This is a genomic window from Streptomyces spiramyceticus (genome assembly GCF_028807635.1).
GTDB lineage: Bacteria > Actinomycetota > Actinomycetes > Streptomycetales > Streptomycetaceae > Streptomyces > Streptomyces spiramyceticus.
Window position 1 is genome coordinate 982,123 of record NZ_JARBAX010000002.1, and the last position, 15,891, is coordinate 998,013.

The 15,891-nt window shown below is 69.8% G+C and carries 16 protein-coding genes; 9 read left to right on the top strand and 7 right to left on the bottom strand.

Annotated elements, in window-relative coordinates; translation table 11 throughout:
- Nucleotides 1-6: 6 nt before the first annotated feature.
- From PXH83_RS27975 to PXH83_RS27995, 5 genes are all read right to left on the bottom strand, one after another.
- Complete coding sequence (locus PXH83_RS27975) at nt 7-981, bottom strand: acyl-ACP desaturase (RefSeq protein ID WP_214921920.1); 975 nt, start codon at nt 979-981, stop codon at nt 7-9.
- Nucleotides 982-1,106: 125 nt separating this feature from the next.
- Complete coding sequence (ddaH, locus tag PXH83_RS27980; RefSeq protein WP_274564056.1) at nt 1,107-1,883, bottom strand: dimethylargininase; 777 nt, start codon at nt 1,881-1,883, stop codon at nt 1,107-1,109.
- A 118-nt stretch (nt 1,884-2,001) separates the two neighbouring features.
- Nucleotides 2,002-3,609 carry an ABC-F family ATP-binding cassette domain-containing protein gene (locus tag PXH83_RS27985; RefSeq protein ID WP_274564057.1) on the bottom strand — a complete coding sequence of 536 codons (1,608 nt, stop codon included), beginning with the start codon at nt 3,607-3,609 and terminating at the stop codon, nt 2,002-2,004.
- Nucleotides 3,610-3,919: 310 nt separating this feature from the next.
- Nucleotides 3,920-4,336: a spore wall synthesis regulator SsgD gene (gene ssgD, locus PXH83_RS27990; protein ID WP_274564058.1), complete on the bottom strand. Its 417-nt coding sequence runs from the start codon at nt 4,334-4,336 to the stop codon at nt 3,920-3,922.
- Nucleotides 4,337-4,440: 104 nt separating this feature from the next.
- Nucleotides 4,441-4,617, bottom strand: coding sequence for a hypothetical protein (locus tag PXH83_RS27995; RefSeq protein WP_274564060.1), 177 nt, complete (start codon nt 4,615-4,617; stop codon nt 4,441-4,443).
- Between the two features lie 116 nt (nt 4,618-4,733).
- Between PXH83_RS27995 and PXH83_RS28000 the strand changes: the two genes are divergently transcribed.
- Nucleotides 4,734-5,831, top strand: a complete 1,098-nt coding sequence (locus PXH83_RS28000) for a beta propeller repeat protein (RefSeq protein ID WP_274564061.1) — start codon at nt 4,734-4,736, stop codon at nt 5,829-5,831.
- Between the two features lie 55 nt (nt 5,832-5,886).
- On the opposite strand, the gene PXH83_RS28005 is transcribed toward PXH83_RS28000, so the two are convergent.
- Nucleotides 5,887-6,189: a YciI family protein gene (locus tag PXH83_RS28005; protein ID WP_274564062.1), complete on the bottom strand. Its 303-nt coding sequence runs from the start codon at nt 6,187-6,189 to the stop codon at nt 5,887-5,889.
- A 33-nt stretch (nt 6,190-6,222) separates the two neighbouring features.
- On the opposite strand from PXH83_RS28005, the gene PXH83_RS28010 reads away from it, so the two are divergent.
- Nucleotides 6,223-6,897 carry an endonuclease V gene (locus PXH83_RS28010; protein ID WP_274564064.1) on the top strand — a complete coding sequence of 225 codons (675 nt, stop codon included), beginning with the start codon at nt 6,223-6,225 and terminating at the stop codon, nt 6,895-6,897.
- A gap of 51 nt (nt 6,898-6,948) precedes the next feature.
- Nucleotides 6,949-7,125, top strand: a complete 177-nt coding sequence (gene mmpA / locus PXH83_RS28015; RefSeq protein ID WP_214922029.1) for a morphogenic membrane protein MmpA — start codon at nt 6,949-6,951, stop codon at nt 7,123-7,125.
- Between the two features lie 37 nt (nt 7,126-7,162).
- Here the strand turns inward: mmpA and PXH83_RS28020 are convergent, their stop codons facing one another.
- Nucleotides 7,163-8,353 carry a saccharopine dehydrogenase family protein gene (locus tag PXH83_RS28020; RefSeq protein WP_274564065.1) on the bottom strand — a complete coding sequence of 397 codons (1,191 nt, stop codon included), beginning with the start codon at nt 8,351-8,353 and terminating at the stop codon, nt 7,163-7,165.
- Nucleotides 8,354-8,445: 92 nt separating this feature from the next.
- Here PXH83_RS28020 and PXH83_RS28025 point away from each other — a divergent pair, with 92 nt between their 5' ends.
- From PXH83_RS28025 to PXH83_RS28050, 6 genes are all read left to right on the top strand, one after another.
- Nucleotides 8,446-8,829 (top strand): MmcQ/YjbR family DNA-binding protein, encoded by a 384-nt coding sequence (locus PXH83_RS28025; protein ID WP_274564067.1) that lies wholly within the window; start codon nt 8,446-8,448, stop codon nt 8,827-8,829.
- Nucleotides 8,830-9,015: 186 nt separating this feature from the next.
- Nucleotides 9,016-10,149 carry a CaiB/BaiF CoA transferase family protein gene (locus tag PXH83_RS28030; protein WP_274564069.1) on the top strand — a complete coding sequence of 378 codons (1,134 nt, stop codon included), beginning with the start codon at nt 9,016-9,018 and terminating at the stop codon, nt 10,147-10,149.
- Complete coding sequence (locus PXH83_RS28035; RefSeq protein ID WP_274564070.1) at nt 10,149-11,174, top strand: LLM class F420-dependent oxidoreductase; 1,026 nt, start codon at nt 10,149-10,151, stop codon at nt 11,172-11,174. Before PXH83_RS28030 ends, PXH83_RS28035 begins: the two co-directional genes overlap by 1 nt.
- A gap of 9 nt (nt 11,175-11,183) precedes the next feature.
- A complete protein-coding gene (locus PXH83_RS28040; protein WP_274564071.1) occupies nt 11,184-12,326 on the top strand; it encodes an acyl-CoA dehydrogenase family protein in 1,143 nt (380 codons plus the stop codon).
- 62 nt (nt 12,327-12,388) lie between these two features.
- Entirely contained in the window at nt 12,389-13,603 is a 1,215-nt protein-coding gene (locus PXH83_RS28045) for an acetyl-CoA C-acetyltransferase (RefSeq protein ID WP_274564072.1), read from the top strand.
- Nucleotides 13,604-13,639: 36 nt separating this feature from the next.
- Nucleotides 13,640-15,814 carry a 3-hydroxyacyl-CoA dehydrogenase NAD-binding domain-containing protein gene (locus PXH83_RS28050; protein ID WP_274564073.1) on the top strand — a complete coding sequence of 725 codons (2,175 nt, stop codon included), beginning with the start codon at nt 13,640-13,642 and terminating at the stop codon, nt 15,812-15,814.
- The last annotated feature ends 77 nt before the right edge of the window (nt 15,815-15,891 follow it).

The following is a 15,891-nucleotide window of genomic DNA, read 5'->3' on the forward strand; positions in this document are numbered from 1 at the left end:
TCCGCGTCAGGAGGCGGCGCGGGCCGCCATGCGGGCCTTGCGGGCGGCCAGCTTCTCGTCGAACTTGCTCGCCTCCGAGTCGAGGCCGTTCATGTAGAGGCCGAGCTCTTCCTGCGCCTTGAGACCCTCGGGGCCGAGCCCGTCGATCTCCAGGACCTTCAGGTAGCGAAGCACCGGCTGGAGCACGTCGTCGTGGTGGATCCGCATGTTGTAGATCTCGCCGATCGCCATCTGCGCGGCGGCGCGCTCGAAGCCGGGCATGCCGTGTCCGGGCATCCGGAAGTTCACGACGACGTCGCGCACCGACTGCATGGTCAGGTCGGGGGCGAGCTCGAAGGCCGCGCCGAGCAGGTTGCGGTAGAAGACCATGTGCAGGTTCTCGTCGGTCGCGATCCGCGCCAGCATCCGGTCGCAGACGGGGTCGCCCGACTGGTGGCCGGTGTTGCGGTGCGAGACGCGGGTGGCGAGCTCCTGGAAGGCGACGTACGCCACGGAGTGCAGCATCGAGTGGCGGTTGTCCGACTCGAAGCCCTCCGCCATGTGCGCCATGCGGAACTGCTCCAGCTTGTCCGGGTCCACGGCGCGCGAGGTCAGCAGGTAGTCGCGCATCACGATGCCGTGCCGGCCCTCCTCCGCCGTCCAGCGGTGCACCCAGGTGCCCCAGGCGCCGTCGCGGCCGAAGAGGGAGGCGATCTCGTGGTGGTAGCTGGGGAGGTTGTCCTCGGTCAGCAGGTTGACGACGAGAGCGATCTTGCCGAGGTCGGTGACCTTGGACTGCTCGGGGTCCCAGGCCTGGCCGTCCTCGAAGAAGCCGGGGAAGTTCCGGCCGTCGGAGAACGGGACGTACTCGTGCGGCATCCAGTCCTTGGCGACCTTGAGATGGCGGTTGAGTTCCTTCTCCACCACCTCTTCCAGCGCGTACAGCAGTCGGGCGTCGGTCCACGCGTCCGAACTGCCGAGTTGGGGAGAGGTGATCGTCACGAGTGTGCTCCTGGGGACTGGGGCTACGGGGAAATACCTACGCCCTCGTAGGTTACGAGACCGTAGGTTAAGGGGGTCGTAAGAGCTGAGCCAAGTCCGGCTGGGTAATGTCCCGTTACGTTCGGTTATGAATACAGGTCACGGAGGCGAACCGAGAGGCAAGTCACGCACCCTTCGAGCTTCTCGAACTCGCCGATGTCCACCGGAACAGGTTCATAACCAAGATCGTTGAAGAGTTCCGCCGTCTTCGGTGCGCTCGCCGCCATCAGCAGCTTCCCGCCGCCCAGCAGCACCACATGCGCCCCGGACTCCTCCGGCACCGGCAGGAAGCGCGGGAAGACGGAGGGTGCGTCCACCAGCGGCTCGAAGCCGATGAACGTGCCGTCGGGCAGCGCCGTGACCGCCGATTTCAGGTGCAGCACCTTGCTGACGGGCACGGCGACGATCCGTGCCCCGAGCGGCTCGAAGGCGGCCCGCAGCTGCTGCACCCCCGCCGCGTTGGTCCGTCCCCCGCGCCCCACGTAGATCGTGTCGCCCATCTTGAGGACGTCGCCGCCGTCCAGGGTGCCCGGCTCCCACACCCAGTTCACCGAGCACCCGAGCCGCGCCACCGCCTCCTCCACGCCCACCGTCTCCGACCTGCGCGTTTCGGCCCCCGGCCGCGCGATCAGGGCCACATTCCGGTACATCACCACCGCGTCCTCGACGAACACCGCATCCGGGCAGTCGTCGGCCGGCGCCACCTCGACGGTCGCCCAGCCGTGCGCGCGCAGCGCCTCGGTGTACGCCTCCCACTGCGCGACGGCCAGTCCCGGATCGACGGGGCTCCGCTCGATGTGCGTGACGAGGCCTTCGGCGAGGCGCGGGCCGGGGCGGCGGACGAGGGCTTTTCTGCTGGGCATGGGCAGTCTCTCCAGAATCAGAGCGGGTGACCGGCATCACGAGCCTTCCCCATGAAGACGAACGCACGCACGACGCCTCCGGTGCCCGTTTTACGGCACTGTCACCTCTTACGTCACTCTACGTCGCTGTCGCCTCCTCGCCCCCGAGCTCCAGCCGCCGGGTGATGCCGATCGACTCCAGGAACGGCTCGTCGTGGCTCGCCACGATCAGCGCACCCTCGTACGACTCCAGGGCCTGAGTCAGCCGGCGCACACTCGCGATGTCCAGGTTGTTCGTCGGCTCGTCGAGCATCAGCAACTGCGGCGCGGGCTCCGCGAGCAGCAGCGCCGCCAAAGTGGCGCGGAACCGCTCGCCGCCCGACAGGGTCCCGGCCGCCTGATCGGCACGCGCCCCCTTGAACAGGAAGCGCGCGAGCCGCGCCCTGATGACGTTGTTGGTCGCCGAAGGCGCGAACCGCGCCACGTTCTCGGCCACGCTCAGCGCGTCGTCCAGTACGTCGAGCCGCTGGGGCAGAAAGCGCAGCGGGACGTGGGCGACGGCCTCGCCCGACACCGGTTCCAGATCGCCGGTGATCGTCCGCAGCAGCGTCGTCTTGCCCGCCCCGTTGCGCCCGACCAGCGCGATTCGCTCCGGGCCGCGCAGCTCGAACCCGCCGTCGATTCCCGCCCCGTGCCGCAATGCGAGATCGCGCAGCGTCAGCACCCTGCGGCCCGGATGCACTGTGGTGTGCGGCAGTACGACGTTGATCTCGTCGTCGTCGCGCACCGCATCGGCGGCCTCGCTCAGCCGGTCCCTGGCCTCCGCCAGTTTCTCGGTGTGCATGATGCGGTGCTTGCCCGCCGACTCCTGGGCGGCGCGCTTGCGGGCCCCCATGACGATCTTCGGCTCGCGCTTGTTGTCGTTCATCTTCTGCCCGTACCGCTTCCGGCGGGCCAACTTGACGTGCGCGTCGGCCAGTTCCTTCTTCTGCCGGTGCACGTCGGCCTCGGCGGCCCGCACCATGCGTTCGGCCGCCTCCTGCTCGACGGCCAGCGCCCCCTCGTACGCCGAGAAGTTGCCGCCGTACCAACGGACTTCGCCCTCGCGCAGTTCGGCGATCCGGTCCACGCGCTCCAGCAGTTCACGGTCGTGGCTGACCACGACCATCACACCGGGCCAGGCCTCGACCGCCGCGTACAGGTGCTCCCGCGCGTGCCGGTCCAGATTGTTCGTCGGCTCGTCGAGCAGGAGTACGTCCGGGCGGCGCAGCAGCAGCGCGGCCAGCCGCAGCAGCACGGACTCGCCGCCGGACACCTCGCCGATGGTCCGGTCGAGGCCGATCCGGGCGAGCCCGAGCTGATCGAGGGTGGCGCGGGCGCGCTCCTCGACGTCCCAGTCGTCGCCGACGGCGGTGAAGTGCTCCTCCGTCGCCTCGCCCGCCTCGATGGCGTGCAGCGCGGCGCGGGCACCGGCGATGCCCAGGGCTTCGTCGACGCGCAGCCCGGTGTCGAGGACCAGGTTCTGGGGGAGATAGCCGACCTCTCCGGCCACCTGGATCTTGCCGCTGGTCGGCGTGAGTTCACGGGCCGCCAGCCGCAACAGGGTCGATTTGCCGGAGCCGTTGAGTCCGATCAGGCCGGTTCTGCCGGGCCCGACAGCCAGCTGGAAGTCGTCGAACACGGGTGTCCCGTCCGGCCAGCCGAATGACAGCGCGGAGCAGGTGAGATGGGTGGGGAAGGTAGACAAGGGGTGCCTCCCGGTTGCTGGGAACAAACAGGGCAACGGGTGGAGACACCGGGGCGGCGACGACTTGTGGGTCTGTGGCAGGAGGGCCTCGCCAGGACGGCGAAATGGCCCCGGTCCGGGGTGGACGGCTCAAGTGCCGAGGTCGCACGCGGGGCGCACAGACGGAAGCTGTGCGACGCGGTGTCTCAGGACCTCAGACGAGCAACGTCCATCTCCGATCGACGACAACAGGGCCACGACCAAAGTACGACGCCCTCTTGCCGACCGCCAACCGATTTATCGCGGGGCCGGGCGCAGAGGCGGCTGCGCCCTAGAGCGCGTCGCGCAGCAGCTCTGCCAGGTCGTGGTCGACGTCGAGGTGCAGGTGTTCGCCGCCGACGGGGACCAGTTCGTCCGTGCGCTTGAGGAAGCGGCGCAGGTCGGCGGTGCGGATGTGCACCATCGCGGTGCCCTCCAGTGCATGGAATTCCAGCACCGTGCGCCCGTACCCGTACGGCCGCACCTGTACGTCGCCCAGACCGGCCCGCCTGTCGACGCCTGTCAGCAGCAGCTCACGGGCGAACGCCCACGAGACCTCGACGCCCTCCAGCGTCGCTGTGGGCGGGAAGGCCATGCGTACGGCGAAGGGATCGGCGCGGTCGTACCGCAGGACGGCGCTGACGATCTCCATCCGGGGCGTGGACGAGACCAGACGGGCCTGCACGGATTGCTCAATCACGGGGGCCATGGCCTGATCCCTCTCACGACTCGGTGCTGCTGCGGTGTGTCACAGGGACAGACGTAGAAACTCGCCATTCCGTGCATGCGGAGGTGGCGTGACCTGCGTCACCGTCAGTCTGAGACTTTGCTGGTGCTTTGGTGGAGGAGGTCCTGGTATTCGGGGTGCCGGGCGATGTAGCCGCGCCCGTGGGTCCTGATGTACTGCGTGAACCCCGCGACGGCGTCCGAGCCGTCCACCCGGGCCTCGTAGCGGTCTGCTCCTGGGGCGTCAGTGACCGTGACTGCCATGACGGTTGCTCCCTCGGTACGTCGTTTCTCCGGCCCATCCCCCGGCCAACCTCAGGAAGATGGGCCGGGGGTCGCACCCTGGACGGGACTGGTGCGTTGGGCTAGCTTCCAGCGCCATGAGGGGCATGGGGAAGACGAGACGAATGGTGTCGCTGGGACTGTGCGGGGCGGCGCTGGCCGCCGCTCTGGCCGCACCGGCGCAGGCGGACGTGCCGGCAGAGGAGGCCCAGGGGCGGGGGCTCGGCTGGCACCTGAAGGACACCGGCACGGACGTACGGTTCCGGGGCCTCGCCGCGGTCAGCAGGAAGACGGCGTGGGTGGCCGGGTCCAAGGGCACGGTCCTGCGCACCGCCGACGGCGGCCGGAGCTGGCGAAATGTTTCGCCGCCGGGCGCGGGGGAGCTGGAATTCCGCGACATCGAGGCCTTCGGTGCGCGCCGGGCGGTAGTGCTGGCCATCGGCGAGGGCGAGGCGTCCCGGGTCTTTCGCACCGAGGACGGCGGCGCGACCTGGACCGAGAGCTTCCGCAACACCGACCCGAAGGCGTTCTACGACTGCGTCACCTTCTTCGACAGCCGTAACGGCCTGGCGATGAGCGACCCGGTCGACGGCAAGTACCGCATCCTGTCCACCGGCGACGGCGGCAAGTCCTGGAAGGTCCTGCCGACCGACGGAATGCCGGCCGCGCAGACCGGCGAGGCGGGCTTCGCAGCGAGCGGCCAGTGCCTGGTCAGCGCCGGGGCGCGGGACGTGTGGCTGGCGACGGGCGGGGGCGCGACCGGCCGGGTGCTGCACTCCGCCGATCGCGGCCTGACCTGGACCGCCGCCGAATCGACGATCCCGGCGGGTGACTCGGCGCGGGGCGTCTTCGGGCTCGCCTTCCGTGACCGGACCCACCGGAACCACGGCATCGCGGTCGGCGGCGACTACCGCAAGGACCAGCCGTCCCCACGGGCGGCGGCGGTGACCGCGGACGGCGGACGCAGCTGGCGGCAGTCGACGACGCCGCCGCCGGCGTACCGTTCCGGGGTCGCATGGCTGCCGCACACGAAGTCTGCGGCGCTGGCGGTCGGTCCCACGGGTACGGACATCACGCTGGACGGCGGGCGGAGCTGGCGCACGGTCGATACGGGGTCGTACGACACAGTGGACTGTGCTCGGGACGGGGGCTGCTGGGCGTCGGGGGAGAAGGGGCGAGTGGCGGCCCTGGGCTGACAGTGCGGGTTGCCTGCGGCGCTGTTCCCCAGGGGAACAGCGCCGCAGGCACCGCTTACGCCGACGGCAACTGCTGCCTGAACGGGGCCAGTTCCGGCGCCGTCTTCGTCGCGATGAACTCAGTGATCCGGTACGAGCACACGCCCCCCACCGTAAAAGGATCCGCCGCCGCGATCTTCTCGATCTGCGTGCGGTCGTCCCCGACGGCCAGGATCACCCCGCCGTCACGCGGCTGCTTGCGTCCCGAGGCGATGAAGACTCCCGCCTCGTACTGCGCGTCCAGCCAGGCCACGTGCGCTTCGAGCAGCTCCTCGACGCGCTCAAGGGGTGCGGTGTAGGTCAACTCCAGTACGAACATGAGCGCCAGGCTACCCCGTACCCTCTGACCACTATGGACGAGACCGAAGCCCGCGCCATCCAGGACGAACTGCGCACCCGAGTCGTGCTCGACGAGCCCGGCCCCCCGCCCGGCACCGGCCTGGTGACCGGCGTCGACGTGGCGTACGACGACGAGCGTGACGTCGTCGCGGCGGCAGCGGTCGTCCTCGACGCCGCAACCCTCGCCGTCGTCGAGGAGGCCACCGCCGTCGGCCACGTCACCTTCCCCTACGTGCCCGGCCTGCTGGCCTTCCGGGAGCTCCCGACGGTGCTGGCCGCCCTTGAGTCCCTCTCCTCCGACCCCGGCCTCGTGGTCTGCGACGGCTACGGACGCGCCCACCCTCGCCGCTTCGGTCTGGCCAGTCACCTCGGCGTCGTCACGGGTCTCGCGACGATCGGCGTCGCCAAGAACCCCTTCACCTTCACCTACGAACAGCCGGGCTTCCGGCGCGGATCCGCGTCCCCGCTGCTGGACGAGGCGGGGGAGGAAGTCGGCCGGGCGCTGCGTACCCAGGACGGTGTGAAGCCGGTGTTCGTTTCCGTCGGCCACCGGGTGAGCCTGGACAACGCCTGCGCCCACACCTTGCACCTGGCCCCCGGCTACCGCCTTCCGGAGTCGACGCGCAGGTCGGACGCCCTGTGCCGCCGTGCGCTGCGGGAAGCCACCGGTTTTGGAACAACCGCGTAACTGAGTACGTGTACGGATGTTCGGGGAACTGGGATGCGGCAGGGTGATCGTATGACCACGCACTCCGAACATCCCACGCACCCCAGGCCGTCCGAGGCGCTCGAATCCGTCACCCTCCACCGCGCGGGCCGGCGTATGACGATGGGCATTCTGGTCGGTGGTCTGGCCGCGCTGGGGTGGACGGGCGGGATGATCTACACCATCGCGGGGTGGGTGACCGGCCCCTGAGCCCGGCAGGCCGGGCCGATCACCCCGGCACATCGGCTCAGCGCACGGCCGCGACCCGGAACCCGATCCCCGCCGCCTGCAGCCGCTCAAGCAGCGCGTCACCCATCGCCACCGCCGTCGTGACCTGCCCCGACGTCGGAGGCAGTGTGTCGAAGGCCAGGCACAGCGCGGACTCGGCGAGCATCTTCGCCGTCTCGCCGTAGCCGGGATCGCCGCCCGACACCTCGGTGAACACCCGGCGCCCGCCGCCCTCGCCCACGAAGCGCACCGTGAACCAGCTCCTGGCCCTGCGCTCCTCGTCAGGGCCCGAGCCCGCCGCGTACTTGCTCATCAGCCACTCGCGCGCCGCCGGAAGCTGGGCGAGTGCGAAGAGCGCGCCCGCCGCGACCGTCCCGCCCGCAGCGATCGGCAGCCGCTTCACCGCCGCGTAATGGCGGTACCGGAAATCCGGGCCGTACCGGGCGAGCGCGGCCGCCGAACGGGCCACGACCTGCGGATCGATGGTCGCCAGCGGCAGCGCCCAGGTGCCCGTCTCGCGGCTTCGCCGAGGCGCACTCAGCGGCGCCCGAGCCCGCCTCCCCATGAGCCGCGGTTCGTGCAGCCGCCGCTCCTTGGCGGCCTGAAGCGTCTGCCTGCTGCGCCCGAAGGCGGTGAGCGCGGAGGCGAAGGTGCCGCCCGAGAACATCGCGTTGGAGCGTACGAATCCATCGATCCGCAGGGGTACGTCCTCCGGCAGCTGCTGGACCGTGAAGTACACCCCGAGGTCGTGCGGGATCGAGTCGAAGCCGCAGGCGTGGACGATGCGCGCCCCGGTCTCCCTGGCCCGCGCGTCGTACCCGAGGTACATCCGGTCGGCGAACTCCGGCTCACCCGACAGGTCCGCGTAGTCCGTCCCCGCCTCGGCGCAGGCGGCGACCAGGCCCTCGCCGTACAGGATGTACGGGCCGACGGTCGTGGCGACGACGCGCGTGCTCTCGGCGAGTTCGCGCAGGGAGTCCGGGTCGGACGCGTCGGCGCGCAGGACGGGGAGCTTCGCGCATGCGGGGTTGATGGCGGTGAGCCGTTCGCGGAGTTGCTCCAGCTTCGCGGGGGTACGTCCGGCGAGCGCCCAGCGGCACTCGGCGGGGGCGTGCGCGGCGAGGTACTCCGCGGTCAGTTGCCCGACGAAGCCTGTCGCACCGAAGAGCACGATGTCGTATGCGTGCTCCGCCCCGTTCCGTCTGCTCATCGAGCCCTCCGCCGTTCGTCCCGTTGTCCCGCGCCGTTGTCGGTGGCCGAGGCTAGCGTGGGGCGCAAGAGAGTGCGACCAGGGAGGCATGCATGGTTGCGGTACCGAAGGGCGCCTTGACGAAGAGGGAAAAGGTGCGGGAGTTCGCCCTTACGCTGCCGGGCGCGGTGGAGGAGTTCCCCTGGGGGGAGACCGTCGTCAAGGTGAACAAGAAGATCTTCGTCTTTCTGGGGGTCGACGACGGCAGCTGTCCGCCGGGCGTCGGCGTCAAGCTGAAGGACCAGGCGATCCACGCCCATGCCATGTCGTCGCCCGGCGCGGAGCCTTCGGGGTACGGGCTCGGCAAGGCGGGGTGGGTGCAGATTCCCCTGGCGGAGAAGGGGGCGCCGTCCGCCGAACTGCTCTGCGACTGGGTGGAGGAGAGCTACCGAACCATCGCAACGAAGAAGCTGGTCGCGGAGCTCGACGCGCGCTGAGATCCCGACGGCAGTCCACCAGGGATCGCGGTGACAAGAATCGCGGTGAGGTGACAAGAGGGGACAAGCGGCGACAAGAGATGGCAGAAATCTAAGCGCTTGCTCGGCCCAGGGTCTTGTGCAGAGTGGAACACGTTCTTAGCATCACTGATGTTACATCAGTTGTGTCACAGTGCTGGGGGCTTGATGACAGGGACAGCGAACGGCCCGCTCGCCGGTGTGCGCGTGGTGGAACTGGCGGGAATCGGACCCGGCCCGTTCGCCGCCATGCTCCTCGCCGACCTGGGCGCCGACGTGGTCCGAGTGGACCGCCCCGGCGGCGCCGGACTCAGTATCAATCCGGCATACGACCTCACCAACCGCAACAAACGCTCCGTCCTCATCGACCTCAAGTCGGCGGAAGGACCGGCCCAGGTCCTCGACCTCGTCGAGCGCGCCGACATCCTCGTCGAGGGCTACCGGCCGGGCGTCGCCGAACGCCTCGGCGTCGGCCCCGACACCTGCCTCGCCCGCAATCCGCAGCTCGTGTACGGGCGAATGACCGGTTGGGGACAGGACGGCCCGCTCGCGCAGCGCGCCGGGCACGACATCGCGTACATCGCGCTCACCGGCACGCTCGGCATGTTCGGCAAGCCCGACGAGCCGCCCACCGTCCCGGCGAACCTGGTCGGCGACTACGCGGGCGGCTCGCTCTACCTCGTCGTCGGCGTCCTCGCCGCGCTCCAGCACGCCCGTACGGAGGGCGGCGCCGGCCAGGTCGTCGACGCCGCGATCGTGGACGGCGCGGCCCACCTCGCCACGATGATCCACGGGATGCTCGCGGCCGGTGGGTGGCAGGACCGGCGCGCGTCGAACCTTCTCGACGGCGGATGCCCCTTCTACGGCAATTACGAGACCTCGGACGGCCAGTACATGGCGGTCGGGGCCCTGGAGCCGCAGTTCTACGCCGAGTTCATCGAGCTGCTCGGCATCAAGGACGAGGCCCCGGAGCGTAAGGACTTCGCCCGGTGGGACGAACTGCGGGATCTGATCACCGCCCGCTTCAGGGCCAGGTCCCGGGACGAGTGGACCGCCGTCTTCGAGGGCTCCGACGCATGCGTTGCACCCGTCCTGTCGCTGCGCGAGGCCCCCGCCCACCCGCACCTCGCGGCCCGCGCCACCTTCGTCGACCACGGCGGAATCACCCAGCCCGCGCCCGCGCCGCGCTTCTCGGCCACGCCGGGGGCGGTACGCCGACCACCCGCGCAGCCCGGCGCGGACACGGCCGAAGTGGCCCGCGACTGGGGCGTACCGAGCCTGGAAAGGGATGACGTCGGCTGATGGAACTCTCCATCCCCTTGAGCTACGCGGGCGACCCGCGCGAGGCCTGCGACCAGGTCGCCGCTCTGGAATCGGCCGGCCTGGACGCCGTCTGGGTCGCGGAGGCGTACGGCTTCGACTCGCCCACGATCATGGGCTACCTCGCCGCCCGCACCACACGCATGAAGATCGGCGCCGCGATACTCAACGTCTACTCGCGCATGCCCGCGCTCATCGCCCAGACCGCCGCCGGACTCGACGCCGTCTCCGGCGGCCGCGCGCTCCTGGGGCTCGGCGCCTCGGGCCCGCAGGTCGTCGAGGGATGGCACGGCAAGCCGTACGACAGGCCGCTCGGCCGCACCCGCGAGACCGTCGAACTGTGCCGCCGCATCTGGAAGCGCGAGGTCATCGACCACCACGGCATCACCGACATGCCGCTGCCCAGGGAGAAGGGCGGCACGCTCGGCAAGCCGCTGAAGATCCTCACCAAGCCGGTGCGCGACGAGATCCCGGTGTACGTCGCCTCGCTCGGCCCGGCCAATGTGAAGCTGACCGCCGAGATCGCCGACGGCTGGCTACCGACTCTCTTCCTGCCGGAGAAGGCGCGGCAGGTGTGGGGAAGTGCCCTTGCCGAGGGCGCGGCCGGGCGCGACCCCTCGCTCGGCCCGCTCCAGACCGTGGCGGGCGGCCTGCTCGCCATCGGCGACGACGCGGCCGCCGTACGGGACCTCGCACGCCCGCAGATCGCGCTGTACGTCGGCGGGATGGGCGCGAAGGGCAAGAACTTCTACAACGACCTCGCCGTCGCGTACGGCTACGAGGCGCAGGCCGCGAAGATCCAGGACCTGTACCTCTCCGGGAAGAAGAAGGAGGCGGAGGCCGCCGTCCCCGACGAGTTCTGCGAACTCGTGTCGCTGTGCGGTCCCGAGAGTTACGTACGTGAGCGTGTCGAGGCGTTCCGCGAGGCGGGCGTCACCATGCTCAACGTCATTCCCGTCGGCCCCGAGCCGGCCAAGTTGATCGAAACCGTCAAGGGCTGGCTGTAGGGGGCAGAGTTGAAGCGTCAGATCTTCACCGCGGAGCATGAGGCATTCCGGGAGACCGTGCGTACCTTCCTCGCGAAGGAAGTCACGCCGTACTACGACCAGTGGGAGAAGGACGGCATCGTCAGCCGCGAGGCGTGGCTGGCGGCCGGAAGGCAGGGGCTGCTCGGCCTCGCCGTACCGGAGGAGTACGGGGGCGGCGGCAATGCCGACTTCCGCTACAGCGCCGTACTGGCCGAGGAGTTCACCCGGGCCGGCGCGGCCGGGCTCGCGCTCGGCCTGCACAACGACATCATCGGCCCCTATCTCACCGGGCTCGCCACCGAAGAGCAGAAGCGGCGCTGGCTGCCCGGCTTCTGCACCGGCGAGACGATCACCGCCATCGCGATGACGGAGCCGGGCGCGGGATCCGACCTCCAGGGCATCCGTACGACCGCCGAGGACCGGGGCGACCACTGGGTGCTCAACGGCTCCAAGACCTTCATCTCCAACGGCATCCTCGCCGACCTGGTGATCGTCGTCGCCAAGACGTCACCGGAGGGCGGCGCCAAGGGGCTGTCGCTGCTGGTGGTGGAGCGCGGCGCGGAAGGCTTCGAGCGCGGGCGGAACCTCGACAAGATCGGCCAGAAGTCCCAGGACACCGCCGAGCTGTTCTTCAACGACGTACGCGTCCCCAAGGAGAACCTGCTCGGTGAGCTCAACGGCGCTTTCATCCACCTGATGACCAACCTGGCGCAGGAGCGCATGGGCATCGCGGTCGCCGGGATCGCCGCCGCCGAGTACCTGCTGGAGATCACCACGCGGTACGTCAAGGAGCGCGAGGCGTTCGGACGCCCGCTGTCCAAGCTCCAGCACATCCGCTTCGAGATCGCGGAGATGGCCACCGAGTGCGCCGTCACCCGTACGTTCCTCGACCGCTGCATCGTCGATCACTCGAACGGGGAACTCGACGCGGTGCACGCGTCGATGGCCAAGTGGTGGGCCACCGAACTCCAGAAGCGCGTCGCCGACCGCTGCCTGCAACTGCACGGAGGCTACGGCTACATGACCGAATACCGCGTCGCCAGGGCCTTCACCGACGGCCGTATCCAGACGATCTACGGCGGAACGACCGAGATCATGAAGGAAATCATTGGCCGCTCGCTCCTCGCCTGATCCCGCCGCCTGACCCGCCGGAACCTCCCTCGCTGTTACGTAACCCCCGAAAGGCTGCTGTCTTGAGTACCGAAGCGTTTGTGTACGACGCGATCCGCACCCCGCGCGGGCGCGGCAAGGCCAATGGCGCCCTGCACGGCACCAAGCCGATCGATCTGGTGGTCGGTCTCATCCACGAGATCCGCAGCCGCTTTCCCGGCCTCGACCCGGCGGCGATCGACGACATCGTGCTCGGCGTCGTCGGCCCGGTCGGCGACCAGGGATCGGACATCGCCCGGATCGCGGCCATCGCGGCCGGGCTGCCCGACACCGTCGCCGGCGTACAGGAGAACCGCTTCTGCGCGTCCGGTCTCGAAGCGGTCAACATGGCGGCGATGAAGGTCCGTTCGGGCTGGGAGGACCTGGTCCTGGCGGGTGGCGTGGAGTCGATGTCGCGCGTCCCGATGGCCTCCGACGGGGGCGCCTGGTTCGCCGACCCCATGACCAACTACGAGACGGGCTTCGTCCCGCAGGGCATCGGCGCCGACCTCATCGCCACCCTCGGGGGCTATTCGCGGCGCGATGTCGACGAGTACGCGGCGCTCTCGCAGGAGCGGGCCGCCGAGGCGTGGAAGGACGGCCGCTTCAACCGCTCCGTCGTCCCCGTGAAGGACCGCAACGGCCTGACCGTCCTCGACCACGACGAGCACATGCGCCCGGGCACCACCGCGGACTCCCTCGCCGCGCTCAAGCCGTCCTTCGAGATGATCGGCGAGCACGGCGGCTTCGACGCGGTGGCGCTGCAGAAGTACCACTGGGTCGAGAAGATCGACCACGTCCACCACGCGGGCAACTCCTCCGGCATCGTGGACGGCGCCTCACTCGTGGCCATCGGCTCCCGGGCCGTCGGCGAGCGCTACGGCCTGACACCGCGCGCCCGTATCGTCTCGGCCGCGGTCTCCGGCTCCGAGCCCACGATCATGTTGACGGGCCCCGCACCCGCCACCCGCAAGGCTCTCGCCAAGGCCGGCCTGACCATCGACGACATCGACCTCGTCGAGATCAACGAGGCGTTCGCCGGCGTCGTCCTGCGCTTCGTCAAGGACATGGGCATCTCCCTCGACAAGGTCAACGTCAACGGCGGCGCCATCGCCATGGGCCACCCCCTGGGCGCGACCGGCGCGATGATCCTCGGCACCCTCATCGACGAACTGGAGCGCCAGGACAAGCGGTACGGCCTCGCCACGCTCTGCGTGGGCGGCGGCATGGGCACCGCCACCGTCATCGAACGTCTCTGACCGTCCCGTCCCCATCCCCTTACGGAGAAAAAAGCAATGAGCGAGAGCACCACGATCCGCTGGGAACAGGACGAGACCGGTGTCGTCACCCTCGTCCTCGACGATCCCAATCAGTCCGCGAACACGATGAACCAGGCCTTCAAGGACTCCATCGCGGCGATCGCCGACCGCGCGGTGGCCGAGAAGGACTCCATCCGCGGCATCATCTTCACCTCCGCCAAGAAGACGTTCTTCGCGGGCGGCGACCTCAAGGACATGATCAAGGTCGGTCCGGTCCACGCCCAGCAGGCCTTCGACACCGGTACGGCCATCAAGAGCTCGCTGCGCCGGATCGAGACCCTCGGAAAGCCCGTCGTCGCCGCGATCAACGGCGCGGCCCTCGGCGGCGGTTACGAGATCGCCCTCGCCTGCCACCACCGCGTCGCGCTCGACGCGCCCGGCTCCAAGATCGGCCTGCCCGAGGTCACCCTCGGTCTCCTCCCGGCGGGCGGCGGTGTCACGCGTACCGTACGGCTGATGGGCATCGCGGACGCACTCCTCAAGGTCCTGCTCCAGGGCACCCAGTACAACCCGCAGCGCGCACTGGAGAACGGCCTGGTCCACGAAGTGGCCGCCACCCAGGACGAGATGATCGCCAAGGCCCGCGCCTTCATCGACGCCAACCCGGAGTCGCAGCAGCCCTGGGACGTCAAGGGCTACAAGATCCCCGGCGGTACGCCCTCCAACCCGCGCTTCGCCGCGAACCTCCCCGCCTTCCCGGCCAATCTCAAGAAGCAGACGGCAGGCGCTCCTTACCCCGCCCCGCGCAACATCCTCGCTGCGGCCGTCGAGGGGTCCCAGGTCGACTTCGAGACCGCGCTGACCATCGAAGCGCGGTACTTCACCGAGCTGGTCACCGGCCAGATCGCCAAGAACATGATCCAGGCGTTCTTCTTCGACCTCCAGGCCGTCAACTCCGGCGCCAACCGCCCCAAGGGCATCGAGCCCCGCCCCGTCCGCAAGGTCGCCGTCCTCGGCGCCGGGATGATGGGCGCGGGCATCGCGTACTCCTGCGCCCGCGCGAGCATCGAGGTCGTCCTCAAGGACGTGACGGCGGAGGCCGCCGCCAAGGGCAAGGCGTACTCGGAAAAGCTGCTCGCGAAGGCGCTCTCGCGCGGCCGTACGACCGAGGCCGAGCGGGACGCGCTCCTCGCCCGCATCACCCCGACCGCCGAGGCCGCCGACCTGGCGGGCTGCGACGCCGTGATCGAGGCGGTCTTCGAGGACACAGCGCTCAAGCACAAGGTGTTCCAGGAGATCCAGGACGTCATCGAGCCGGACGCCCTGCTCTGCTCCAACACCTCCACCCTGCCCATCACCGGCCTCGCCGAGGGCGTCTCCCGCCCCGCCGACTTCATCGGTCTGCACTTCTTCTCGCCCGTCGACAAGATGCCTCTCGTCGAGATCATCAAGGGCGAGCGGACGGGCGACGAGGCCCTGGCGCGCGCCTTCGACCTCGTACGCCGGATCAAGAAGACGCCGATCGTCGTCAACGACTCGCGCGGCTTCTTCACCTCGCGCGTCATCGGCCAGTTCATCAACGAGGGCGTCGCGATGGTCGGCGAGGGCATCGAGCCCGCGTCGATCGAGCAGGCGGCGGCCCAGGCCGGCTACCCCGCCAAGGTCCTCTCGCTCATGGACGAACTGACTCTCACCCTCCCGCGCAAGATCCGCAACGAGACCAAGCGGGCGGTCGAGGAGGCGGGCGGCAGCTGGCCCGGGCACCCGTCGGACGCGGTCATCGACCGCATGGTCGACGAGTTCGGGCGGACGGGCCGCAGCGGCGGTGCGGGCTTCTACGAGTACGACGAGGACGGCAAGCGCACCCGCCTGTGGCCGGGCCTGCGCGAGCACTTCACGAAGCCGGGAGTGGAGATCCCCTTCGAAGACATGAAGGAGCGGATGCTGTTCTCGGAGGCGCTGGACACGGTCCGCTGCTTCGACGAGGGCGTGCTGACGTCGGTCGCCGACGCCAACATCGGCTCCATCATGGGCATCGGCTTCCCCGCCTGGACCGGCGGCGCGATCCAGTACATCAACGGCTACGAGGGCGGCCTGCCCGGGTTCGTGGCACGGGCACGCGAACTCGCCGAGAGCTACGGCGAGCGGTTCGCACCGCCCGCGCTGCTGGTCGAGAAGGCCGAGCGGGGCGAGATCTTCACGGACGCGTGACCGGACGAGTCCCGGTGGCGGACGGGCCCTGCCTGCGGGCGGGGCCCGTCCACTGCCCCTGAGCCTGCCGTCGGAGT